Consider the following 22,932-nt stretch of genomic DNA (forward strand, 5'->3'; position numbering starts at 1 on the left):
ACAGCACATACCTAGAAGAAAAGGAATTTTTACGTGTTTGACGTAAACCTCTTCGACGAGCTTCGCATCGGCCTGGCCACCGCCGACGACATCCGCCGTTGGTCCCACGGCGAGGTGAAGAAGCCCGAGACCATTAACTACCGCACGCTTAAGCCGGAGAAGGACGGCCTGTTCTGCGAGCGCATCTTCGGTCCCACCCGCGACTGGGAGTGCGCCTGCGGCAAGTACAAGCGCGTCCGTTACAAGGGCATCATCTGCGAGCGCTGCGGTGTTGAGGTGACCAAGTCCAAGGTGCGCCGTGAGCGCATGGGCCACATTGAGTTGGCCGCCCCGGTGACCCACATCTGGTACTTCAAGGGCGTCCCGTCCCGCTTGGGCTACCTGCTGGATCTGGCGCCGAAGGACCTCGAGCGCATCATTTACTTCGCGGCGAACATCATCACCTCCGTCGACGACGAGGCGCGCCACAACGACATGTCCACCCTCGAGGCGGAGATGTTGATGGAGAAGAAGGAGGTCGAGGACGACACCAACTCCGAGATCGCCGACCGCGCACAGAAGCTCGAGGAGGACCTCGCCGAGCTCGAGGCCTCCGGCGCGACCGCCGCTGCCCGCAAGAAGGTGCAAAACGCTGCCGATAAGGAGATGCAGCACCTGCGCGAGGCGGGCGAGCGCGAGGTCGAGCGCCTGGACGAGATTTGGACCACCTTCCAGAAGCTCGCGCCGAAGCAGATGATCATCGACGAGAACCTCTACGAGGAGCTCGTTGACCGCTACGAGGACTACTTCACCGGCGGCATGGGCGCAGAGGCGATCCAGACGCTGATCCGCAACTTCGACCTCGACGCCGAGGCCGAGGAGCTGCGCGGCATCATCGCTGAGGGCAAGGGCCAGAAGAAGGTCCGCGCGCTCAAGCGCCTGCGCGTTGTTGCCGCGTTCCAGCGCTCCGGCAACGACCCGGCCGGCATGATCCTGGACGCGATCCCGGTGATCCCGCCGGAGCTGCGCCCGATGGTGCAGCTCGACGGTGGCCGCTTCGCCACCTCGGACCTGAACGACCTGTACCGCCGCGTGATCAACCGCAACAACCGTTTGAAGCGCATGATCGATCTGGGTGCGCCCGAGATCATCGTGAACAACGAGAAGCGGATGCTGCAGGAGTCCGTGGACGCCCTGTTTGACAACGGCCGCCGCGGCCGTCCGGTCACTGGCCCGGGCACCCGTCCGCTGAAGTCCCTGTCCGACCTGCTCAAGGGCAAGCAGGGCCGCTTCCGCCAGAACCTGCTGGGCAAGCGCGTGGACTACTCCGGCCGTTCCGTGATTATTGTCGGCCCGCAGCTGAAGCTGCACGAGTGCGGCCTGCCCAAGCGTATGGCGCTTGAGTTGTTCAAGCCGTTCGTGATGAAGCGCCTGGTGGACAACGACTACGCGCAGAACATCAAGTCCGCCAAGCGCATGGTGGAGCGCCAGCGCCCCGAGGTGTGGGACGTGCTGGAAGAGGCGATTTCGGAGCACCCGGTGCTGCTCAACCGCGCACCGACGCTGCACCGCCTGGGTATCCAGGCCTTCGAGCCGAAGCTGGTCGAGGGTAAGGCCATCCAGCTGCACCCGCTGGCTTGCGAGGCGTTCAACGCTGACTTCGACGGCGACCAGATGGCTGTGCACCTGCCGCTGTCCGCGGAGGCGCAGGCTGAGGCCCGCGTCCTCATGCTGTCCTCCAACAACATCTTGTCCCCGGCGTCCGGCAAGCCGCTGGCGATGCCGCGCCTGGACATGGTCACCGGCCTGTACTTCCTGACCATGCTCAAGGGACCGCAGGAGATCGGCGGCGAGGGTGCCTACGCGCCTGCCGACGAGAACGGCCCGGAGCGCGGCGTCTACTCGTCCTACCGCGAGGCCATCATGGCCTACGACCTGGGCGTGCTGGGCCTGCAGGCTCCGATCAAAGTCCGCATCGACCACCTGCGCCCGACCCCGGAGATCGAGCAGGAGCAGTTCCCGGACGGCTGGACCAAGGGCCAGGCGTGGATGACCGAGACCACCCTCGGCCGCATCATGTTCAACGAGCTGCTGCCGTTCAACTTCCCGTACCAGGAAGGTGCGATGGTGCGTAAGGGCGGCGGTGCCGGCAAGGTGCTGCTCGGCGACATCATCCAGTCCATGGTTGAGAAGTACCCGATGATCACCGTCGCGCAGGTGCTGGACAAGATGAAGGACGCCGGTTTCTACTGGTCCACCCGTTCCGGCGTGACCATCTCCATGTCCGACGTGCTCATCCTCCCGAACAAGACCGAGGTCCTCGAGCAGTACGAGAAGGAAGCCGAGGCTATCGAGCGCAAGTTCTGGGAGAAGGGCGCGCTGACGGAAGAGAACCGTTACGACCGTCTCGTGGAGCTGTGGCAGGACGCCACCAATAAGGTGGGTCAGGCCGTGGAAGACCTGTACCCGGACGACAACCCGATTCCGATGATCGTGAAGTCCGGTGCTGCCGGTAACATGCGCCAGATCTGGACCCTGGCCGGCATGAAGGGCATGGTCGTGAACTCGCGCGGCGAGTACATCACCCGCCCGATCAAGACCTCCTTCCGCGAGGGCCTGTCCGTGATGGAGTACTTCAACAACTCCCACGGCTCCCGCAAGGGCCTGGCCGATACCGCGCTGCGTACCGCGGACTCCGGCTACCTCACCCGCCGTCTGGTGGACGTGGCGCAGGACGTCATCGTCCGCGAAGAGGACTGCGGCACCCGCCAGGGTGTCAAGGTGCCGGTGGCGGTTGCACTCGCAGGCTCTGAAGGCACCTTCGTCCGCCACGACCTGGTCGAGACTTCCGTGTCCGGCCGTGTCGTCGCAGCCGACGTCACCGACGCCGACGGCAACGTCGTCGTCGAGGCGGGCACCGAGCTCAGCGAGGAGCGTATCGACGAACTCGTGGCCGCTGGTGTCGAGGAAGTCAAGGTTCGCTCCGTGCTGACCTGCCAGACCCCGACCGGCGTGTGCGCGAAGTGCTACGGCAAGTCCATGGCGTCCGGCCAGCTGGTCGATATCGGTGAGGCAGTGGGCATCGTGGCTGCACAGTCCATTGGTGAGCCGGGTACGCAGCTGACCATGCGTACCTTCCACCAGGGCGGTGTCGGCGGCGATATTACGGGCGGCCTGCCGCGTGTGCAGGAGCTGTTCGAGGCCCGCGTGCCGAAGAACCGCGCGCCGATCGCGTCCGTGGCGGGCACGATCACGCTCGAGGACGAAGGCAACTTCTGGACCCTGACCATCCACCCGGACGACGGCTCCGACGTGGTGGTCTACGAGAAGCTGTCCAAGCGCCAGGGGCTTGCCCAGGTGCGCCGCCCGATGGAGTCCAACCCGGACGCCATGATTGAGCGCGGCCTGCGCGAGGGCGACCACGTCGAGGTGGGCGAGCGTCTGCTCCGCGGCGCGGCTGACCCGCACGATGTGCTCGAGGTTCTCGGCCGCCGTGGTGTGGAAAAGCACCTGATCGACGAGGTCCAGGCTGTGTACCGCACTCAGGGCGTGTCTATCCACGACAAGCACATCGAGATCATCATCCGCCAGATGCTGCGCCGCGGCACGGTGATCGACTCGGGCTCCACCGAGTTCCTCCCGGGTACCCTGGTGGATCTGTCCGAGGCACGTCAGGTCAACGCCGCAGCTGTGGCGGATGGCGGCGAGCCGGCGGAGATGCGCTCCGAGATCATGGGTATCACCAAGGCCTCGCTGGCCACGGAGTCCTGGCTGTCGGCGGCCTCCTTCCAGGAGACCACCCGCGTGCTCACGGACGCCGCGATCAACAAGCGCTCCGACAAGCTCATCGGTCTGAAGGAGAACGTGATCATCGGTAAGCTGATCCCGGCTGGTACGGGTATTTCCCGCTACCGCAACATCCAGGTCAAGCCGACCGAGGCGGCGCGCTCCGCCGCGTACTCGATCCCGACCTTCGGCGATTCCATCTACGGCGACGAGGGCTACGGCGAGTTCACCGGTGCGTCCGTGCCGATGGACGAGTTCGGTTTCGAGGAGCTGTAAACGTAAGGCCCGGCACTCTGGCTTTAGCTAGGTCTGCGTGAAAGGCGCCCGGCTTCCCTACTGGGGGAGCCGGGCGCCTTTGCTTTCCGACGGGCTGTTCGCCGCAGCCGCTCTACTCCACCCGGGCGCCGCGGGCCGCGCGGGTGATGCCCACTCCGCCCATGAGGGCGAGACCGCGGACGCGGATGACGGGCGCGTCGGCAGGCAACTCCGCGACGGAGACGGTGCAGGAGCGGTGGTCTTCAATACCGAAGCCGCCCATGATGCCCACGCCGTCGTCTATCACGCGGACGTCATCGGGAACGATAATGTCGACGCCCCCCATGATCGCGACCGCGTTGATCGTGGTTTCGTGGGATGCGAGTCGGGCGTCGCGCAGGTCGAGCGCGTTGCCGCCCATCAGCGTGATAGAGGTGTGAGTGGGCGCCATGAGCCACTGGCCGGTGCGTTCGGAACCGCCCATGACCGACAAAGTGAAGGCGGACCCGCCTCGCTCTCCCGTGACCAATGCGCGGGATGGGCAAACTTCCCGGTCCGCGTGCTTGACCGGGGAGAGGTCCTCCACCAGGGCCGGCAATTCGTCGGCGTAGGTGGCGGCGTAGACGGCGCGGGAGCGCTCATCAAGCTCGGACATGGAGATCTGACCGTCGGCGAAAGCGTCCTGGAGATGTTTGGCTGTGGCGTCGCGCTCTGAGTCGGAGGCGCGTTTGCGGGGCGGGTTGGGTGTGGTCATGTCGTTTACGGTAGTGGCCGAAGGCGGCGTCGGCAGGCGAAAGGCACCGACCGTGACACATCCGTCCCAGGAGTTACACGGCGGTGGAACCGGACGGTTGTCGGTACCCAGTTTGCTTTGGCGCGATGCTTCGGTGTACGTTAGCCGAGGTTTCGCCCGTATCATGCGGTGCGAAGTACGACGAACTCCATGCGACCCGTTCACAAGGTAGTTCATGCAATCGGTAGGGCCCCGAAGAAGAGCCCCCATTTTTGCATGTATGGCCGGGTGTGGGCGGGACGCGCAACAAGAAAGAGCGTGAATGCCTACTATTCAGCAGCTGGTCCGCAAGGGCCGCCACGATAAGAGCACGAAGGTGGCAACCGCTGCGCTGAAGGGTTCCCCGCAGCGCCGTGGCGTGTGCACCCGCGTGTACACCACCACCCCGAAGAAGCCGAACTCTGCACTGCGTAAGGTCGCACGTGTGCGCCTGACCTCCGGCATCGAGGTTTCCGCATACATCCCGGGCGAGGGCCACAACCTGCAAGAGCACTCCATGGTGCTCGTGCGTGGCGGCCGTGTGAAGGACCTGCCGGGTGTGCGCTACAAGATCGTCCGCGGCGCTCTGGACACCCAGGGTGTGAAGGATCGCAAGCAGGCACGCTCCCGTTACGGCGCAAAGAAGGGACAGTAATCAATGCGTAAGCAGCAAGCACCGAAGCGTCCCGTAGTCAAGGATCCGGTATACGACTCCGAGTTGGTCACCATGCTGGTGAACAAAATCCTGCTGGACGGCAAGAAGTCCACGGCAGAGCGCATCGTCTACGGCGCGCTCGAGCAGTGCCGCGAGAAGACCGGCACCGACCCGGTGGGCACCCTGGAGAAGGCTATCGGCAACATCCGCCCGGACCTCGAGGTTCGCTCCCGCCGTGTTGGTGGCGCGACCTACCAGGTGCCGGTGGACGTGAAGCCGGCCCGTTCCACCACCCTCGCCCTGCGTTGGCTGGTCACGTTTACCCGCCAGCGTCGTGAGAACTCCATGATGGAGCGCCTGGCGAACGAGATCCTGGATGCTTCCAACGGTCTCGGCGCATCCGTGAAGCGTCGCGAGGACACCCACAAGATGGCAGAGGCCAACCGCGCCTTCGCCCACTACCGCTGGTAGTCGCCGGAGCGCAGCGAAGTATGGAAACCCGGAAACTGCATACCCGCTTCCTCATGGGAGTGAGCGCCTGCGTTTCCGGGTTTTCTCGCTGAGTCTAAACTCACGCTGCCGCATCCATGATGTGGTGGCAGAATTGACAAAGGACAACTGACCGACACGGCGCCGAGCGGCGCCGATAACACAAAAGTTGGGGTAATCAACGTGGCACAAGAAGTGCTTAAGGACCTTGCAAAGGTCCGCAACATCGGCATCATGGCCCACATCGATGCTGGTAAGACCACCACTACCGAGCGCATCCTGTTCTACACGGGTATCAACCGCAAGGTCGGAGAGACCCACGACGGCGGTGCGACCACCGACTGGATGGAGCAGGAGAAGGAGCGCGGCATCACCATTACCTCCGCTGCCGTGACCTGTTTCTGGAACAACAACCAGATCAACATCATCGACACCCCGGGCCACGTGGACTTCACCGTTGAGGTGGAGCGCTCCCTGCGCGTGCTCGATGGCGCTGTTGCCGTGTTCGACGGCAAGGAGGGCGTTGAGCCGCAGTCCGAGCAGGTGTGGCGCCAGGCTGCGAAGTACGACGTGCCGCGTATCTGCTTCGTGAACAAGATGGACAAGCTGGGCGCTGACTTCTACTACACCGTCGGCACCATCGTTGACCGCCTCGGCGCGAAGCCGTTGGTCATGCAGATCCCGATCGGCGCTGAGGACGACTTCGACGGTGTGGTCGACCTGATCGACATGAAGGCCATGCTGTGGCCGGGCAAGGTCGAGACCGGCACCCCGCCGCAGATCCAGGAGATCCCGGCGGATCTGCAGGAGAAGGCTGAGGAGTACCGCGAGAAGCTGCTCGAGACCGTTGCTGAGTCCGACGAAGAGCTCATGGAGAAGTACTTCGGCGGCGAGGAGCTGACGAAGGAAGAGATCAAGGCCGCCATCCGCAAGATGACGGTCAACTCCGAGATCTACCCGGTGTTCTGTGGCACCGCATACCGCAACAAGGGCGTCGAGCCGCTGCTGGACGCTGTCGTTGACTACCTGCCGAGCCCGCTGGACATCGGCGAGGTCCACGGCACCTCGGTCGACGGCGAGGATGAGCTGACGCGTAAGCCGTCTGTGGAGGAGCCGTTCTCCGCACTGGCGTTCAAGATCGCCGTTCACCCGTTCTTCGGCAAGCTCACCTACGTGCGCGTTTACTCGGGCCAGGCGATCCCGGGCGAGCAGATGCTCAACTCCACGAAGTCCAAGAAGGAGCGCGTGGGCAAGCTCTTCCAGATGCACGCGAACAAGGAGAACCCGGTCGAGCACGCTGACGCCGGCAACATCTACGCGTTCATCGGCCTGAAGGAAACCACCACGGGTGACACGCTGTGCAACCCGGACCACCCGATCATCCTGGAGTCCATGGACTTCCCGGATCCGGTTATCCAGGTGGCTATTGAGCCGAAGACCAAGGCTGACCAGGAGAAGCTGGGCACCGCTATTCAAAAGCTGGCGGAGGAGGACCCGACCTTCACCGTCCAGCTCGACGAGGAGACCGGCCAGACCGTCATCGGCGGTATGGGCGAGCTGCACCTCGACGTGCTGGTGGACCGCATGAAGCGCGAGTTCAAGGTCGAGGCAAACATCGGTTCCCCGCAGGTTGCCTACCGCGAGACCATCCGCAAGAAGGTCGAGTCCCTCGACTACACGCACAAGAAGCAGACCGGTGGTTCCGGCCAGTTCGCGAAGGTCATCGTCACCATCGAGCCGTACAACCCGGATCCGGAGGAGCTGGAAGAGGGCCAGTCCGCTACCTACGCCTTCGAAAACGCTGTCACCGGCGGCCGCGTGCCGAAGGAGTACATCCCGTCCGTCGACGCCGGTATCCAGGACGCGATGCAGTACGGCTTCCTCGCTGGTTACCCGCTGGTGAACATCAAGGCCACCCTCGAGGATGGTGCCTACCACGACGTCGACTCCTCGGAGATGGCGTTCAAGGTTGCCGGTTCCCAGGTCCTGAAGGAGGCTGTGGCAAAGGCGAAGCCGGTGCTGCTCGAGCCGGTCATGGCCGTCGAGGTTGTGACGCCGGAGGAGTACATGGGCACCGTCAACGGCGACATCAGCTCCCGCCGTGGCCAGGTGTACGCCATGGAGGACCGCTCCGGCGCAAAGGTTGTGCGTGCGAAGGTGCCGCTGTCCGAGATGTTCGGCTACATCGGCGACCTGCGTTCCTCGACCGCGGGCCGTGCGAACTTCACCATGGTGTTTGACTCCTACGCTGAGGTTCCGCAGTCCGTCGCGCAGGAAATCATCGACGAGCGCAACGGCAACAAGTAAGCCGACCCTCCTTCCAGCGGAGCCGCGCCGTGTGCCAGCGGTGCGGACCCACTTCGCGGGGCGGAGACCAGAGGGCAGCGGCCGGGCTGAGGCACCGCAGGATACAGGCGGTGTTTGAGCCGGCCGTTACCCTCTAGGTCGATCCGGGGGAAACGGCGTGGCCGGTTTGAAAAACGGCCGCTGAATACCTAGGATCTTGTAACTGGCACATTGTGAAATGGCTCCCGTTTCCGTGCCCTGTGCAGGGCACAGGCCGGGGCGTATGTAAATCGACGTGGTTGCGAAGAACGTAGCCACCTGACGTCCAGGAGGACACACCTTGTCTAAGGAAAAGTTCGAGCGCACTAAGCCGCACGTGAACATCGGCACCATCGGTCACGTCGACCACGGCAAGACCACCACCACCGCCGCTATCACCAAGGTGCTGGCTGACGCTTACCCGGAGGAGAACAAGGCTTTCGCTTTCGACTCCATCGATAAGGCTCCGGAGGAGCGCGAGCGCGGCATTACCATCAACATTTCCCACGTGGAGTACAACACCCCGAAGCGCCACTACGCACACGTGGACGCCCCGGGCCACGCCGACTACATCAAGAACATGATCACCGGCGCTGCTCAGATGGACGGTGCAATCCTCGTGGTTGCCGCTACCGACGGCCCGATGCCGCAGACCCGCGAGCACGTGCTGCTCGCCCGCCAGGTTGGCGTTCCGTACATCCTCGTTGCGCTGAACAAGTGCGACATGGTTGACGACGAGGAGATCATCGAGCTCGTCGAGATGGAGGTCCGCGAGCTGCTGGCTGAGCAGGACTACGACGAGGACGCTCCGATCGTCCACATCTCCGCTCTGAAGGCTCTCGAGGGCGACGAGAAGTGGGTTCAGTCCGTGCTGGACCTCATGCAGGCCTGCGACGATTCGATCCCGGATCCGGAGCGCGAGACCGACAAGCCGTTCCTGATGCCGATCGAGGACATCTTCACCATTTCCGGCCGCGGCACCGTGGTTACCGGTCGTGTGGAGCGCGGCGTGCTCAACCTCAACGACGAGGTCGAGATCATCGGTATTCGCGATAAGTCCCAGAAGACCACCGTCACCTCCATCGAGATGTTCAACAAGCTCCTCGACACCGCTGAGGCCGGCGACAACGCGGCTCTGCTGCTCCGTGGTCTGAAGCGTGAGGACGTTGAGCGCGGCCAGGTCGTCATCGCACCGGGCGCTTACACCCCGCACTCCAAGTTCGAGGGTTCCGTCTACGTCCTGTCCAAGGACGAGGGTGGCCGCCACACCCCGTTCTTCGACAACTACCGTCCGCAGTTCTACTTCCGCACCACCGACGTCACCGGTGTTGTGAAGCTGCCGGAGGGCACCGAGATGGTTATGCCGGGCGACAACGTCGAGATGTCCGTCGAGCTCATCCAGCCGGTCGCCATGGACGAGGGCCTGCGCTTCGCTATCCGCGAGGGCTCCCGCACCGTCGGCGCTGGCCGCGTTACCAAGATCCTGGACTAATTCCGGGCTTGCTGTAACCAGCTGACGCAATAGCCGTCTTCCCCGTCGGGAGGGCGGCTTTTCGCATGAGTAGGCTCGGTAGCGTGCTTGATCCGACCCGCATCCCATCCATCCTCAGTGCGTTCGAGCGCGCCTGGGAAGGCCAGCCGGATCTGTCGCTGGCTCAGTTCGTCGGGGTGCTGCAGAACCGGGGGTTAGGGTGGGCGGCCACCGACGATGAGGCCCTGGACCTGCTGCGCGAGTTGGAGCTTGAGCATCCTTCGCTTATCGACGCAACCTCCGGCCCCCACACCATCAGCACTATCGACCCGCCACACCTGGTGACTCTTCAGCGGGAATACGTGGTGGTACGAAGCGGCACCAGCCCGGAACGGATGCCGGCCGTATGGCGCTGGTCCGCGATGCGCAGAACCGGGCCGGGTCTCCCATTAGTTATCGCGGACGCGGATGAGGTGGAGCACCGATTGGGTGTGGTGTCGTTGGTGACGAGGCTGGGGGAACCGGAGGCGTCGATAGACAATGCTCAACGCGACGTGGGGAGTAAGCGTTGGTTGGTCGTGTTCGATGATGGTGCCCGGGCCGTGGTGGGGCAGAAGATCCGCGTTTGGCGTATCAGGGGACGAGAGGTCGTGAGCGAGCGCATCAGTTGGAGTGAAATTTTGGTTTGCGAGGCCGGTGAGGAGATGAAGATAGCCCCAGCGGGCGGCGGGAAGCCGGTAACGCTGGGGCTAGTGGAGCGAGTGCTGAAGTTGGAGGGCTAGGCGGTCACGCGATCCAACTGGAGCTTCCACACGGTGTCAATTTCCATGGTGTGGCTGGCCATCCGGAAGTCCTGGTCTGCGGCCTCCACAACGCGTACCGCGTCTTCGAACGGGTAGTCGGGGTTGGCGAAGACGGTAAACGTTGCGGTTGGGCGCTGACCCACCATGGCGACCTTGCTGGAGGCGCGGCGCACCTCGCTTGCGTGCTCGAGGGAGGAGCAGGCGGCCTCAGCCACCCGCTGGACGTTGATGATGGTCTCGCCGTGCTCCGGGTCCGCGGGCACGATGCCGCGGTTGGAAAACGCGCGCGAGCGGATGTTAGCCAGCAGGATCCACAGGCCCAGGACGGCTACGACAATCGCTGCGATGATGAGCGCGGTGACGTAACTGTCGTGCGACGTCAGGTCAGTCAGCCGAGTGCGGTCGAGGTACTCCGCAGCATCGATGAGGTAGGGGATGTCCCAGTACTCGGCGATGGGGATAAGACCAGCCACAATGAGCAGCAGCCCGAGCAAACATATGATCAGGCGGTCGAAGAAACCTAGCGTTTTGGTCATTGCGTCACCTCCGGGGTGGTGGTGGCCTTGGCGTCTGCGGAGGCCGTTCGAGCGGGGCCAGCCACTTGCCGCGCCTGCGGGTTGGGCAGCAGCTTCACCGACACAGCAGGGGGCGTGGTGAGGGTGCGGAATTCGTTGTTCAGCGAGCGAGTCACGCGCTCCTGCATCGCGGGCCCAGAGCCATCGTCGACAACCTGGACCTTGACGGACTTGCGGTTGGCCTTGGTGCGCACCTGCTCGCCTCCGAGGTCACCCCGGGTGGTGTAGGTGGCCTTGCGGGCGATATCCACCGGGCGGGTCCAGATGGATGCCGGTGAGTTCACGCGGACGTAGCCGTGCGGGCGCGGTTTGAAGGTGAAGAACACCAGTATCAGGCCTAGCAGGATCAGGATGATGCCTAGGGTTACTGCCACCGCATCCGCGGCGAAGGATCCGAGGAAGTTCCACGTGCGGCCGAGCCACGATTCATCCAGTGGCTCATCCCTGTAGAAGTGGTACCACAGATCCCGAGCCGCGACTCCCGACAGGGCGAGCAGAAGGAGGCTTGTCAGCACAGACAGCCAGCGTGCGGCTGGGTTGCCCAGCGGCTCGTCGCCCGGGTGTGGTCCGACAGGGCGGCCCTCTCCCTGCGCAGCGGGTGCGGTCTTAGCGGGTGCGGTCATAGTACTTCACCACCGGTTGAATCGTGATCTGCTTAAGCGGCTTCGGTGCAGGTGCAACGGGCACGACGACCGGCTGCGGCGCGGGCGCGGATGTCATCGGCGTGCGAACCACCGGCTCGACCACAATCGGCTTGAGCGGCGGGCGATTCACCGTGATCTCCTTGAGGGGCGCGCGCCACGGCAACGACACTTCGCGCGGTCGCGCAACATGCTCCACGTTCACCGGGGTCAGCTGCTGCAACGGCGGGAGCTGCGGGTGCCGCGGCACGGTCTCGCGCACCTGAGGTGCCCACGGCCGTACTGGCTCAGGCGGGAACGGCACCCGTGCCTCGGTGGGGTACGTACGGATAGCAGCAAGCCGCTGCGGTTCCGGCACCTCAGGGGAGTACGCGCGGACAGGCTCGGGCGTCTCCACATGGGCGGCGCGTGCAGGCTCCGGCGTGGCTGGGTGCTCGACCTCGACAGGAGCGGGCACCACCACGCTGTGCATGTCGTCCACCAACGAGTGCACCGCAATGTCTTGCAGTTGCTCGAGCGGTTGAGTGACCGGGTGCTGCACACGGGTCGGGGAGACTTCGATGGGCGTCGGGATGACAAACGCTTCGTGGTCGGCCACCTGCTCCCAGGTCACGCGCCCGGCCTCGGGAAGAGCCTCCACGTTGGCAACGGTAACTTTCACGCGGGAGACATCCAGTCCCACCAGTGTCCGGATGTGCGCGATGATCGTCGCGCGAACGGCGTCGGTGATGGCAGCGACTGGGGCGGGGTAGGAGGTGGCAATCTCGGTATCGACCGCCACCGTGCCCGAAACCTGATCCAGGCGGGCGCTCACCCGCGGGAAGCTGCGCCCGGCGAGCCCGGCCAGCTTCGCGTCGATGCTCCGACACCCGGGCACCGCCGCGGCCGCCACCTCAGCGACGCGCTCGATTGTGCGCTCACTGACGTGGTAGAAGGAGGCATCCATCAGCTTCGGCCTCTACCGGTGCCGCTGCCCAAAGCCGCGGATAGGTCGAGGCGGCCGTCGAGCTGGGCCCCGACAACCCCGCCGATGATGGTGAACAGCAGGAGCCAGAGCAAGCCCGGCCATCCGCCGAAGGTGACAAAGAAGGCCACAACGGCACCGATGATGATGCCGGCGAGCGCCTTATTGGAGAAAAGATTCATAATAAAACCACGTTTCGGTTTATGAGGTTGGGCGAAAAGCAGGGCGGTGCGCGCCTTTTACTGCGCGTCTCCGGCGACCACGTCCACAAATTCCGCCTCGGATGCGTCAAGAACGGCAGAACGCACGTCCTCCGCAACGTCCTGCACCTTGCGGCCGGACGCGACGTCGAATACGAAGTGCACTTCGAATCCGTTGCGGCCATCTCGCGAGATGGCTTTCACACCTTCAATGCGGGTGTTGGGCAGGTAGGTCGCCACCTCGCCGACGCGGCCGCCGTGGAGTGCGGCAACCCCGTCGACGGCGACGGCAGCATCGCGGACGCCCTCCGCAACCTCGCGGCTCACGGGGGTGTACGCCATGGCTTACTGGTTGATCGGCTGGTTCACAGCCTGGTAGTTAGCGTCGTCGGACTGCTCGGTGGCGGTCTCCTGCTCCGGCAGGTGCACGTCGTGCACCGTGACGTCCACGCGGTCGACGATAAGGCCGGTCATGCGGGTGATGGCAACGGTGACGTTCTCGCGGATCGCGTTAGCCAGCTCGTGGATTGCCACGCCGTACTCGGCGATGATTGCGACAGCGACAGACGCGTGGCCGTCCTCCACCGCGACGTTCACGCCCTGCTGCACGTTGGTGGAAGACGTCAGGGACTCACGAACGGCACCCCACATACGCGCAGCGCCGCCGCCGAGGTTGTTCACACCAGAGACCTCGCGGGCCGCGATGCCGGCGATCTTGCCCACAACGTTGTCGTCGATAACGGTGGAGCCGTGATCCGTCTCCAGGTTCTCGTTGCGCGGGCGCACCTTCTCCGGCTCCACTGCAGAGGAGGTAGCGGCCGGTGCGGTGGAGTTGTTGGCGGTGTTTCCAGCAACAGTGTTCGGGGTGGAATTAGTAGCGTTCTTATCGGCCATGACGGTCCTTTCGAAGAGAAAAACTGCGGCTCCGTTCGCGCCCGCTGCCAAGCATGCGACGCGCGTACGGTCTGCGAATAAAGGGTACACACATCTGCACGCTTGAGCCGGGCAAAAATGTAGGTGATACCAAGTTGTGACTGAGCGGCACTGCTACTAGGAGGTTCTAGACGGTTCTAGGCTGTGTCGCGGCGGTGTCGCGCATGCGGGGGAGACCGAAGGGACGTCGATAGGCGGGCTTGTGCTCGGTGCAACCTTGTGTTTTAATACCCAGGTTGCCTTGACACGGGCCGGAACACTCCGGCCGGTGGCTGGGCAAACATGACACCTTCCAACCGGAGGAACCGGAGAAGGGCCATGGCAAATTCACAGCGGCAGTACGCAAGGGTCACGCACCCTTCCGAGTCTGACACCCGGGCACAGCACTTTTGGATGTGTCCAGGCGGAAGCACTGAGCGGCAGCATGAATTTGCGCGGCCATCTTCCGGACGTGTCATGGCAGTCAGAAACGACACTGGCGTTGAGCCAAGGGCCCAGCCCGGACAACGTTATAGAGAAACTAGAAGCTACAAACCCCACCGCTTCGATTCGGCTCTCTTTTCCGTTCGATTGTGAACGGAGTGAACGATCGAACGTGGGGATGCGAGGAAGAGGTAAGCGTGGCGGGACAGAAGATCCGCATCAGGCTCAAGGCTTACGACCATGAGGCGATCGACGCATCCGCGAAGAAGATCGTTGAGACGGTCACCCGCACGGGTGCCCGCGTCGTCGGCCCGGTGCCGTTGCCCACCGAAAAGAACGTGTACGCCGTTATTCGTTCTCCCCACAAGTACAAGGATTCTCGCGAGCACTTCGAGATGCGCACTCACAAGCGCCTCATCGACATTCTCGACCCGACGCCCAAGACGGTTGACGCGCTCATGCGCATCGACCTGCCGGCAAGCGTCGACGTGAACATCCAGTAGAGCAATCCCGACGTAAGTAGTGGAGAACTAACACATGTCTGACAACCAGATCAAGGGCATTCTGGGCAAGAAGCTCGGCATGACCCAGATCTTCGACGAGGACAACCGCGTTATCCCGGTTACCGTCGTCGAGGCTGGGCCGTGCGTGGTCACCCAGATCCGTACCCCTGAGACCGATGGCTACTCCGCCATCCAGATCGCCTACGGCGACATTGACCCCCGTAAGGCTAAGAAGCCGCAGGCCGGTCACTTCAAGAAGGCCGGTGTGAACCCGCGCCGCTACGTTGCAGAGATCCGCATGGAGGACACCTCTGGCTACGAGCTCGGCCAGGAGTTCAACGCAACCATCTTCGAGGGCGACACCTATGTGGACGTCGCCGGCACCACCAAAGGCCACGGCTACGCCGGCGCGATGAAGCGCCACGGTTTCGCTGGTCAGGGTGCCGCACACGGTAACCAGGCCTCCCACCGTCGCGTGGGTTCCATCGGCGCCTGCGCGACCCCGGGTCGCGTGTTCAAGGGCACCCGCATGGCAGGCCGCATGGGCGGTAACCGCGTTACTACCCAGAACCTGAAGATCCAACGCATCGACGGCGACAACAACCTCATCCTGATCAAGGGCGCCATCCCGGGCGCAAAGGGTTCCGTTGTTACCGTCAAGACCGCAGTGAAGGGCGGTGCTCACGCATGACGAACCTGACGCTTGACGTCCACACCGCTGACGGGGCCACCAAGGGCTCTGTCGAACTCCCGGCTGAGTACTTCGACCGCGAGGCCTCCGTGGCGCTGATGCACCAGGTTGTGAACGCACAGCTTGCTGCAGCACGCCAGGGCACCCACGCGACGAAGACCCGTGGCATGGTATCCGGCGGCGGCAAGAAGCCGTTCCGTCAGAAGGGCACCGGTCGCGCACGCCAGGGTTCCATCCGTGCGCCGCACTACACCGGCGGTGGCACTGTGCACGGCCCGCAGCCGCGTTCCTACGCACAGCGCACCCCGAAGAAGATGATCAAGGCCGCCCTCGCAGGTGCCTTGACCAACCGCGTGCAGAACGAGCGCATCCACGTCGTGGAGGACCTGGTTCCGGGCCAGACCCCGTCGACCAAGTCTGCACGCGCTTTCATCGAGCGCCTCACGGACCGCAAGTCGGTTCTGCTGGTGATCGGCCGTGATGACCAGAACTCCCGCCTTTCCGCAAGGAACCTGCCGGGCGTCCACGTCATTGAGCCGGCTCAGCTGAACGCATACGACGTGCTGAACGCAGACGATGTCGTGTTCTCGGTCGAGGCGCTGCACACCTTCATCAACCGCGGCAACGCCGTGGCTGTAGCTGCCGGCGCGGTAGCGACGGCTGAGGAGGAGAAGTAAATGGCTAAGATCGCGAATCCGCGCGACATCATCATCGCGCCTGTGCTTTCCGAGAAGAGCTACGGCCTGATGGAGCAGAACACCTACACGTTCTTTGTGAATCCGTCGGCCAACAAGACCCAGATCAAGATTGCCGTGGAAGAGATCTTCGGCGTCGACGTCGCTTCGGTGAACACCGTCAACCGCGAGGGCAAGCGCAAGCGCTCCCGCACCGGTTACGGCCAGCGCAAGGACACCAAGCGCGCCTACGTCACTCTCCGCGAGGGCAGCGACTCCATCGACATCTTCGGAGGCGCGACGGCCTAACGGCTATCGCGCAGCGAAGAGGACGATAGAAAAGGAACAACTATGGCTATTCGTAAATACAAGCCGACAACTCCGGGTCGCCGTGCCAGCTCCGTTTCCGCGTTCGACGAGATCACTCGCTCGACCCCGGAAAAGGCGCTGCTGCGCCCGCTCCCGAAGAAGGGCGGCCGTAACACCCACGGCCACATCACCACCCGTCACCGCGGCGGTGGCCACAAGCGTCGTTACCGCGTGATTGACTTCCGCCGCTCCGACAAGGACGGCGTGCTGGCGAAGGTCGCGCACATCGAGTACGACCCGAACCGCACCGCCAACATTGCACTGCTGCACTACTACGACGGCGAGAAGCGATACATCATCGCGCCGAAGGGCCTGAAGCAGGGTGCCATCGTCGAGGCTGGCGCGAACGCGGACATCAAGGTTGGCAACAACCTGCCGCTGCGCAACATCCCGACTGGTACGACGATCCACGCTGTGGAGCTGAAGCCGGGCGCGGGTGCGAAGCTGGCCCGCTCCGCTGGTACGTCCATCCAGCTGCTGGGTAAGGAAGGCAACTACGCGGTGCTGCGTATGCCGTCTTCCGAAATCCGCCGCGTGGACATCCGTTGCCGCGCGACCGTTGGCGAGGTCGGCAACGCCGACCAGATCAACATCCGCTGGGGTAAGGCCGGCCGCATGCGCTGGAAGGGCTGGCGCCCGACCGTGCGTGGTGTGGTTATGAACCCGGTCGATCACCCGCACGGTGGTGGTGAAGGCAAGACCTCGGGTGGCCGTCACCCGGTGTCGCCGTGGGGCCAGAAGGAAGGCCGCACCCGCAACCCGAACCGTTATTCCAACAACATGATCGTGCGGCGCCGCCGCTCGAAGAAGCGCTAAGAGGAGGTAAACAGACATGCCACGTAGCCTGAAGAAAGGCCCGTTCGTCGACGAGCACCTCCTCAACAAGGTGGACGCTCAGAACGAGGCTGGCACCAAGCAGGTCATCAAGACCTGGTCGCGCCGTTCGACCATTCTCCCCGATTTCATCGGCCACACCTTCGCCGTCCATGACGGCCGGAAGCACGTCCCGGTGTTTGTCGACGAGTCCATGGTCGGTCACAAGCTCGGCGAGTTTGCACCCACCAAGACCTTTAAGGGTCACGTCAAGGCAGAGAAGGGACGTCGATAAGCAATGGCTGACACAATCACCACTGCATCCGCGACTGCCAAGTTCGTTCGCGTCTCCCCGATGAAGGCCCGCCGCGTGCTCGCCCTCATCCGCAACAAGTCTGTTGCTGAGGCACTCGCCATCCTGAAGTACGCCCCGCAGGGTGCGTCGAAGGACGTCGCGAAGGTTGTTGCATCCGCAGCAGCGAACGCCGAGAACAACTTCGGCCTGGACCCGCGCACACTCGTCATCTCCGAGTGCTACGCAAACGAGGGTCCGACCATGCGCCGTTACCAGCCGCGCGCCCAGGGCCGCGCCTTCCAGATCCGGAAGCGCACGTCCCACATCACCGTTGTTGTCGAGTCCACCAATGAGTCCAAGGAAGGGGCCAAGTAATGGGCCAGAAGATTCACCCGCACGGCTTGCGCCTGGGTATCACTTCCGACTGGAAGTCCCACTGGTACGCCGACAAGAACTACGCCGATTACGTCGCCGAGGACATCAAGGTCCGCGAGTACCTCGAGAAGAACCTCGAGCGTGCCGGTATCTCTGACGTCGTCATCGAGCGCACCCGGGACCGCGTACGCGTGGACATCCACACCGCACGCCCGGGCATCGTCATCGGCCGTCGTGGTGCCGAGGCTGACCGCATCCGCCGTGAGCTGGAGAAGCTCACCGGCAAGATGGTCGCGCTGAACATCATCGAGGTCAAGAACATCGATGCGGACGCAACGCTGGTCGCTCAGTCCATCGCCGAGCAGCTGGTCAACCGTGTCGCGTTCCGCCGCGCCATGCGCAAGGCCATCCAGTCCGCGATGCGCAACCCGCAGGTCAAGGGCATCAAGGTTATGACGTCCGGCCGTCTCGGCGGCGCGGAAATGTCCCGTGTCGAGCGCTACCACGAGGGTCGCGTCCCGCTGCACACGCTGCGCGCGGAGATTGACTACGGCACGGCAGAAGCACACACCACCTTCGGCGTCATCGGCGTCAAGGTGTGGATCTACAAGGGCGACGTCGTGGGCGGTGTCCGCGAGTCCGAGCTGAACGCTCCGAAGAACGATCGTGGTGGCCGTGGCGACCGCGACCGTCGCCCGCGCCGCGGCGGCCAGCGTCGCCAGCGTGCAGAGCAGAAGAAGGAGGGCTAATTCATGCTCATCCCTAAGCGCGTGAAGTACCGCCGCCAGCACCGCCCGCACCGCTCGGGTGTGTCCAAGGGTGGCAACAAGATCACCTTCGGCGACTACGGTCTGCAGGCGCTCGAGCCGGCGTACATCACCAACCGCCAGATCGAGTCCGCACGTATCGCCATCAACCGCCACGTCAAGCGTGGCGGCAAGGTGTGGATCAACATCTTCCCGGACCGTCCGTTGACTCAGAAGCCGCTCGGCGTGCGTATGGGTTCCGGTAAGGGCCCGGTGGAGAAGTGGGTGGCCAACGTCAAGCCTGGCCGCATCATGTTCGAAATGTCCTACCCGAACGAGGAAGTTGCACTTGAGGCTCTGCGCCGCGCTGGCGCGAAGCTGCCGTGCAAGGTCCGCGTGATCAAGAAGGAGGACCAGTTCTAATGGCAACCGGTACCCCCGCATCTGAGTTCCGTGAGCTGAGCGACGACGAGCTGCGCACCCGCCTGACCGAGGCGAAGGAAGAGCTGTTTAACCTGCGCTTCCAGCTTGCAACTGGCCAGCTGACCAACAACCGCCGCATCTCCACCGTGAAGCGCGACATCGCTCGCATCTACACGGTGCTGCGCGAGCGTGAGCTTGGCCTGTCCGTCGTCCCGGAGTCCACGGGAGCTGAGGCATAACCATGAGTGAGGCAAACGTGACTGAGAAGACCGCTGGTGAGAAGCACACCCCGGCTCAGCCGAAAGAGAAGGGCCTGCAGAAGCGCCGTCGTGGCTACGTCGTGTCCGACAAGATGGACAAGACGATCGTTGTAGAGGTCGAGGACCGCAAGTCCCACGCCCTCTACGGCAAGATCGTGCGTACCACCACGCGCGTGAAGGCACACGACGAGGAGAACAGCGCCGGAGTCGGCGACCTCGTGCGCATCGAGGAGACGCGTCCGCTGTCCAAGGACAAGCACTTCCGTCTCGTCGAGATCATTGAGAAGGCTCGCTAAAAGCGCGTAGCTTCTCGACGACGTACCCGCCCGACCTGTGTCGGGCGGGTACTTTTGTTTTCGGCTGGGATGTTCGGCCAGAGTTCACCTGGAATTGATGGGGACTTCGACGGCACCGGCAAGTGGATCCCGTTGCTCACCGCGCACCCTGACGGTACCGCCGAGTCCCACGTGGACGCTTCACCGGCGAAAAGCTTGCAATCTACACCAGGCGCGCCGCGGATGAGGCCGGCGCCACCGGCGAGGACGCGAAAAAGAACCAGGAGGACGTCACCGAGTACGCCCCGGTCCGCGAGAACAAGAACGGCCAGAAGATCGGTGTGGAGAAGGCGTAGGGCGCCGATGGCCTAAAACGTACCCCGCTCCCGGCCCGTGGATGGGTCGGCAGCGGGGGTTTCGTGTTTGCACTTTTTACAGTAGTGAAAGCGCGGGTACGATTTTCTCTCATGTGTGGAATCGTTGGATACGTCGGCGCCGGAGCAGCTGAGCGCGACGCCAAGAATGTCATTGTCGAGGGCCTTCGCCGTCTCGAATACCGCGGCTACGATTCGGCCGGTGTGGCCGTAGCCAACAACGGGGTGATCGAGTGCCGCAAGAAGGCGGGAAAGGTCGCTGACTTGGAGGCGGAGATCGCCGATAACCCCATCCCGGCCTCCAAGCTGGGTATCGGCCACACCCGCTGGGCCACGCACGGCGGCCCGACCGATGCGAACGCCCACCCGCACGTGGTCGGCGGCGGCCGCATGGCCGTGGTCCACAATGGCATCATCGAGAACTTTGCGGGGTTGAAAGCGGAGCTCGTCGATAAGGGCTACAGCTTCGTCTCCGAAACTGATACTGAGGTGGCCGGCACGTTGCTGCTGGACATCTACGATAATGAGGCAGACGGCGACCTCACCCGTGCGATGCAGCTGACCGCGCAGCGCCTCGAGGGCGCGTTTACGTTGCTGGCGATCCACGCGGATCACCCGGACCGCATTGTCGCGGCGCGTTGGAACTCGCCGTTGGTGATCGGTGTGGGCGAGGGCGAGAACTTCCTCAGCTCCGACGTCGCCGGCTTCATCGAGTTCACCCGCGACGCCGTGGAGATGGACAACGGCCAGATTGTCACGCTGACCGCCGACGGCTACGACGTCTGCGACTTCGGGGGCAACCCGGCCCACGCCAAGCCGTTTACCGTCGAGTGGGACGTCACCGCAGCAGAGAAGGGCGGCTACAACTCCTTCATGGAAAAGGAGATCCATGATCAGCCTTCCGCAGTGCGCGACACCCTCTATGGCCGCTTCGACGAAGACGGCAAGCTCACGTTAGACGAGCTGCGTATCGACGAGTCGGTGCTGCGCTCCATCAACAAGATCATCATCGTCGCTTGCGGTACCGCCTCCTACGCGGGGCAGGTCGCGCGCTACGCCATCGAGCACTGGTGCCGCATTCCGACGGAGGTGGAGCTCGCGCACGAGTTCCGCTACCGCGACCCGATTGTCAACGAGCGCACGCTTGTGGTGGCCGTGTCCCAGTCCGGAGAGACCATGGACACGTTGATGGCTGTGCGCCATGCCCGCGAGCAGGGCGCGAAGGTGATTGCCATCTGCAACACGGTCGGATCTTCCATCCCTCGCGAGGCGGACGCCTCCCTGTACACCTACGCCGGCCCCGAGATCGCAGTGGCGTCGACGAAGGCGTTTATCTCCCAGATTGTGGCCGCGTACCTGCTGGCCCTCTACCTGGCGCAGGTGCGGGGCGACAAGTACGCCGACGAAATCCGCCAGATTGTGGACGAGCTGCAGGAGATGCCGGACAAGATTCAGCGCGTGCTGGACAACGAGGACCAGGTGAAGCAGCTGGGCCAGGACATGGCCGACGCCAAATCCGTGTTGTTCCTGGGCCGGCACGTTGGCTTCCCGGTAGCCCTCGAAGGCGCGCTGAAGCTCAAGGAGGTCGCCTACCTGCACTCCGAGGGATTCGCCGCCGGCGAGCTCAAGCACGGCCCGATCGCGCTCGTGGAGGAGGGGCAGCCGGTGTTCATCATCGTGCCGTCCAAGCGCTCCCGCAACAACCTGCACGCCAAGGTCGTCTCCAACATCCAGGAAGTTCGCGCCCGCGGTGCGGTCACCATCGTCATCGCGGAGGAGGGCGATACCGACGTGGAGGCGTACGCGGACCACATCATCCGCATCCCGCAGTCCGCGGGGCTCATGCAGCCGCTGTTGTCCACCGTTCCGCTGCAGATCTTCGCCTGCGCGGTGGCGGAGGCTCGGGGCCTGAACGTGGACCAGCCGCGCAACTTGGCGAAGTCGGTGACGGTGGAGTAACACACACGGGGCTTACCCGGCGCCCAGCTCCCGCAGGTACGGGGGCTGGGCGCCGGTGCGGGCGACAGTGATGGCGGCAGCGCGGGCCGCGAAGTCGAGGATCTCGCGCCAGTCCTCTTCGCCCAGCGCGGCGACTCCGTTGCGGTCAAGCCCTCGTGCTGCCAGCTGGTACACCAGTGCGGCCATGACGGTGTCGCCGGCGCCGATGGTGTCAGCGACTTTTACGGCGGGCGCGGCCACTTCGACGGTGCCGAACGGGGCGCGCACGCCAATGCCGTTGCCGCCCAGCGTGGTCACTACCACCGGTACGTGCGAGGTGTCGCCGAGGAACTCTATTTCCTCGTCGGACAGCTTCAGCAGCGTCACAGATTCCAGCATTCCGCGGAGAAACAGACGGTGTTTCTCGGATGCGAAGGCGGGGCGGATGTTCGGGTCCAGGCACACCACCGCGCCGGCTTCTGCAGATCGGCGTGCCGCGGCGGCGTAGCGCAGCGACGCCGGTTCCAAGGCCAAGGACAAAGTGCCGAAGACGGCGAACCCTTCCGTGATCGGCTCGGGTTCGGCCAGCCTGTCGGCGGTGCCCTCGACGTAGAAGGTGTAGGCCGCAGCACCGTTCGGGTCGAGCGACGCGACTGCCAGCGTGGTCGGCTCCGGTCCTTGGCCGCAGTGGGAGAGGTCCACGCCGTCGGCGGCGAGGGATTCGCGGAGGGCGCGCCCGAAGGCGTCGTCAGACAGGCGTGATTGGAACGCGACGTCAGCGCCGAGGCGGCCGAGTGCACGCGCTACGTTGAACGGCCCGCCGCCGAGCGCGGGAGTCAGCGGCGCGAGCGGTTCGGCGGCGGCAGGGACCAGGTCGACGAGCGCCTCGCCGTACACGGTGATGCGAGCGGTGGGGGAGGTCATG

The 22,932-nt window shown here is 64.0% G+C and carries 26 protein-coding genes; 18 read left to right on the top strand and 8 right to left on the bottom strand.

What is annotated here, in order from left to right:
- Positions 1-33 precede the first annotated feature (33 nt).
- Complete coding sequence (locus tag HMA55_RS02135; protein WP_181191420.1) at positions 34-4,041, top strand: DNA-directed RNA polymerase subunit beta'; 4,008 nt, start codon at positions 34-36, stop codon at positions 4,039-4,041.
- Between the two features lie 112 nt (positions 4,042-4,153).
- Here HMA55_RS02135 and HMA55_RS02140 read toward each other — a convergent pair whose 3' ends face one another.
- Complete coding sequence (locus HMA55_RS02140) at positions 4,154-4,774, bottom strand: DUF1707 SHOCT-like domain-containing protein (RefSeq protein ID WP_181191421.1); 621 nt, start codon at positions 4,772-4,774, stop codon at positions 4,154-4,156.
- A gap of 301 nt (positions 4,775-5,075) precedes the next feature.
- Here HMA55_RS02140 and rpsL point away from each other — a divergent pair, with 301 nt between their 5' ends.
- The 5 genes from rpsL to HMA55_RS02165 all read left to right on the top strand — a co-directional run bounded on the left by rpsL (position 5,076) and on the right by HMA55_RS02165 (position 10,514).
- Positions 5,076-5,447 (top strand): 30S ribosomal protein S12, encoded by a 372-nt coding sequence (rpsL, locus tag HMA55_RS02145; protein ID WP_034997208.1) that lies wholly within the window; start codon positions 5,076-5,078, stop codon positions 5,445-5,447.
- Positions 5,448-5,450: 3 nt separating this feature from the next.
- Positions 5,451-5,918 (top strand): 30S ribosomal protein S7, encoded by a 468-nt coding sequence (gene rpsG / locus HMA55_RS02150; RefSeq protein ID WP_181191422.1) that lies wholly within the window; start codon positions 5,451-5,453, stop codon positions 5,916-5,918.
- A 201-nt stretch (positions 5,919-6,119) separates the two neighbouring features.
- Entirely contained in the window at positions 6,120-8,243 is a 2,124-nt protein-coding gene (gene fusA, locus HMA55_RS02155) for an elongation factor G (RefSeq protein WP_181191423.1), read from the top strand.
- A gap of 319 nt (positions 8,244-8,562) precedes the next feature.
- Positions 8,563-9,753 carry an elongation factor Tu gene (tuf, locus tag HMA55_RS02160; protein WP_181191424.1) on the top strand — a complete coding sequence of 397 codons (1,191 nt, stop codon included), beginning with the start codon at positions 8,563-8,565 and terminating at the stop codon, positions 9,751-9,753.
- An 83-nt stretch (positions 9,754-9,836) separates the two neighbouring features.
- Positions 9,837-10,514 (top strand): hypothetical protein, encoded by a 678-nt coding sequence (locus HMA55_RS02165; protein ID WP_181191425.1) that lies wholly within the window; start codon positions 9,837-9,839, stop codon positions 10,512-10,514.
- Here the strand turns inward: HMA55_RS02165 and HMA55_RS02170 are convergent.
- Genes HMA55_RS02170 through HMA55_RS02195 form a run of 6 tightly spaced genes read right to left on the bottom strand, consistent with a single transcriptional unit; the run spans position 10,511 to position 13,809 of the window.
- Positions 10,511-11,071, bottom strand: coding sequence for a hypothetical protein (locus HMA55_RS02170; RefSeq protein WP_181191426.1), 561 nt, complete (start codon positions 11,069-11,071; stop codon positions 10,511-10,513). The two genes, HMA55_RS02165 and HMA55_RS02170, sit on opposite strands and share 4 nt — an antisense overlap.
- A complete protein-coding gene (locus tag HMA55_RS02175) occupies positions 11,068-11,733 on the bottom strand; it encodes a TFIIS N-terminal domain-containing protein (protein WP_181191427.1) in 666 nt (221 codons plus the stop codon). The genes HMA55_RS02170 and HMA55_RS02175 overlap by 4 nt, the downstream gene beginning before the upstream one ends.
- The gene (locus tag HMA55_RS02180; protein WP_181191428.1) at positions 11,717-12,697 is read right to left on the bottom strand and encodes an Asp23/Gls24 family envelope stress response protein; all 981 of its coding nucleotides are present in this window, start codon (positions 12,695-12,697) and stop codon (positions 11,717-11,719) included. Before HMA55_RS02180 ends, HMA55_RS02175 begins: the two co-directional genes overlap by 17 nt.
- Positions 12,697-12,897, bottom strand: coding sequence for a hypothetical protein (locus HMA55_RS02185; protein ID WP_181191429.1), 201 nt, complete (start codon positions 12,895-12,897; stop codon positions 12,697-12,699). The genes HMA55_RS02180 and HMA55_RS02185 overlap by 1 nt, the downstream gene beginning before the upstream one ends.
- A gap of 57 nt (positions 12,898-12,954) precedes the next feature.
- Positions 12,955-13,257, bottom strand: coding sequence for a hypothetical protein (locus HMA55_RS02190; RefSeq protein WP_181191430.1), 303 nt, complete (start codon positions 13,255-13,257; stop codon positions 12,955-12,957).
- A 3-nt stretch (positions 13,258-13,260) separates the two neighbouring features.
- Positions 13,261-13,809, bottom strand: a complete 549-nt coding sequence (locus HMA55_RS02195; RefSeq protein ID WP_181191431.1) for an Asp23/Gls24 family envelope stress response protein — start codon at positions 13,807-13,809, stop codon at positions 13,261-13,263.
- A gap of 659 nt (positions 13,810-14,468) precedes the next feature.
- Between HMA55_RS02195 and rpsJ the strand changes: the two genes are divergently transcribed.
- The 12 genes from rpsJ to glmS all read left to right on the top strand — a co-directional run bounded on the left by rpsJ (position 14,469) and on the right by glmS (position 22,028).
- Positions 14,469-14,774, top strand: coding sequence for a 30S ribosomal protein S10 (rpsJ, locus tag HMA55_RS02200; RefSeq protein ID WP_003848085.1), 306 nt, complete (start codon positions 14,469-14,471; stop codon positions 14,772-14,774).
- Positions 14,775-14,808: 34 nt separating this feature from the next.
- On the top strand, positions 14,809-15,465 hold the full coding sequence (gene rplC / locus HMA55_RS02205; RefSeq protein WP_181191432.1) for a 50S ribosomal protein L3: 657 nt from the start codon (positions 14,809-14,811) through the stop codon (positions 15,463-15,465).
- On the top strand, positions 15,462-16,142 hold the full coding sequence (gene rplD / locus HMA55_RS02210) for a 50S ribosomal protein L4 (RefSeq protein WP_181191433.1): 681 nt from the start codon (positions 15,462-15,464) through the stop codon (positions 16,140-16,142). Before rplC ends, rplD begins: the two co-directional genes overlap by 4 nt.
- Entirely contained in the window at positions 16,143-16,448 is a 306-nt protein-coding gene (gene rplW / locus HMA55_RS02215; protein WP_181191434.1) for a 50S ribosomal protein L23, read from the top strand.
- A 42-nt stretch (positions 16,449-16,490) separates the two neighbouring features.
- Positions 16,491-17,324 carry a 50S ribosomal protein L2 gene (gene rplB / locus HMA55_RS02220; RefSeq protein ID WP_181191435.1) on the top strand — a complete coding sequence of 278 codons (834 nt, stop codon included), beginning with the start codon at positions 16,491-16,493 and terminating at the stop codon, positions 17,322-17,324.
- Between the two features lie 16 nt (positions 17,325-17,340).
- A complete protein-coding gene (gene rpsS, locus HMA55_RS02225; protein ID WP_038588258.1) occupies positions 17,341-17,616 on the top strand; it encodes a 30S ribosomal protein S19 in 276 nt (91 codons plus the stop codon).
- A gap of 3 nt (positions 17,617-17,619) precedes the next feature.
- Positions 17,620-17,991 (top strand): 50S ribosomal protein L22, encoded by a 372-nt coding sequence (gene rplV / locus HMA55_RS02230; RefSeq protein ID WP_181191436.1) that lies wholly within the window; start codon positions 17,620-17,622, stop codon positions 17,989-17,991.
- The gene (gene rpsC, locus HMA55_RS02235) at positions 17,991-18,740 is read left to right on the top strand and encodes a 30S ribosomal protein S3 (protein WP_181191437.1); all 750 of its coding nucleotides are present in this window, start codon (positions 17,991-17,993) and stop codon (positions 18,738-18,740) included. Before rplV ends, rpsC begins: the two co-directional genes overlap by 1 nt.
- Before the next feature lie 3 nt (positions 18,741-18,743).
- Complete coding sequence (gene rplP / locus HMA55_RS02240; protein WP_181191438.1) at positions 18,744-19,160, top strand: 50S ribosomal protein L16; 417 nt, start codon at positions 18,744-18,746, stop codon at positions 19,158-19,160.
- A complete protein-coding gene (rpmC, locus tag HMA55_RS02245) occupies positions 19,160-19,399 on the top strand; it encodes a 50S ribosomal protein L29 (RefSeq protein ID WP_070474999.1) in 240 nt (79 codons plus the stop codon). The genes rplP and rpmC overlap by 1 nt, the downstream gene beginning before the upstream one ends.
- Before the next feature lie 2 nt (positions 19,400-19,401).
- Positions 19,402-19,716, top strand: a complete 315-nt coding sequence (gene rpsQ, locus HMA55_RS02250) for a 30S ribosomal protein S17 (protein WP_181191439.1) — start codon at positions 19,402-19,404, stop codon at positions 19,714-19,716.
- 446 nt (positions 19,717-20,162) lie between these two features.
- The gene (gene glmS / locus HMA55_RS02255; protein ID WP_181191440.1) at positions 20,163-22,028 is read left to right on the top strand and encodes a glutamine--fructose-6-phosphate transaminase (isomerizing); all 1,866 of its coding nucleotides are present in this window, start codon (positions 20,163-20,165) and stop codon (positions 22,026-22,028) included.
- 12 nt (positions 22,029-22,040) lie between these two features.
- On the opposite strand, the gene HMA55_RS02260 is transcribed toward glmS, so the two are convergent.
- The gene (locus HMA55_RS02260) at positions 22,041-22,931 is read right to left on the bottom strand and encodes a carbohydrate kinase family protein (RefSeq protein WP_181191441.1); all 891 of its coding nucleotides are present in this window, start codon (positions 22,929-22,931) and stop codon (positions 22,041-22,043) included.
- Position 22,932 lies beyond the last annotated feature (1 nt).

The sequence above is a fragment of the Corynebacterium wankanglinii genome (assembly GCF_013601005.1).
GTDB classification, from domain to species: domain Bacteria; phylum Actinomycetota; class Actinomycetes; order Mycobacteriales; family Mycobacteriaceae; genus Corynebacterium; species Corynebacterium wankanglinii.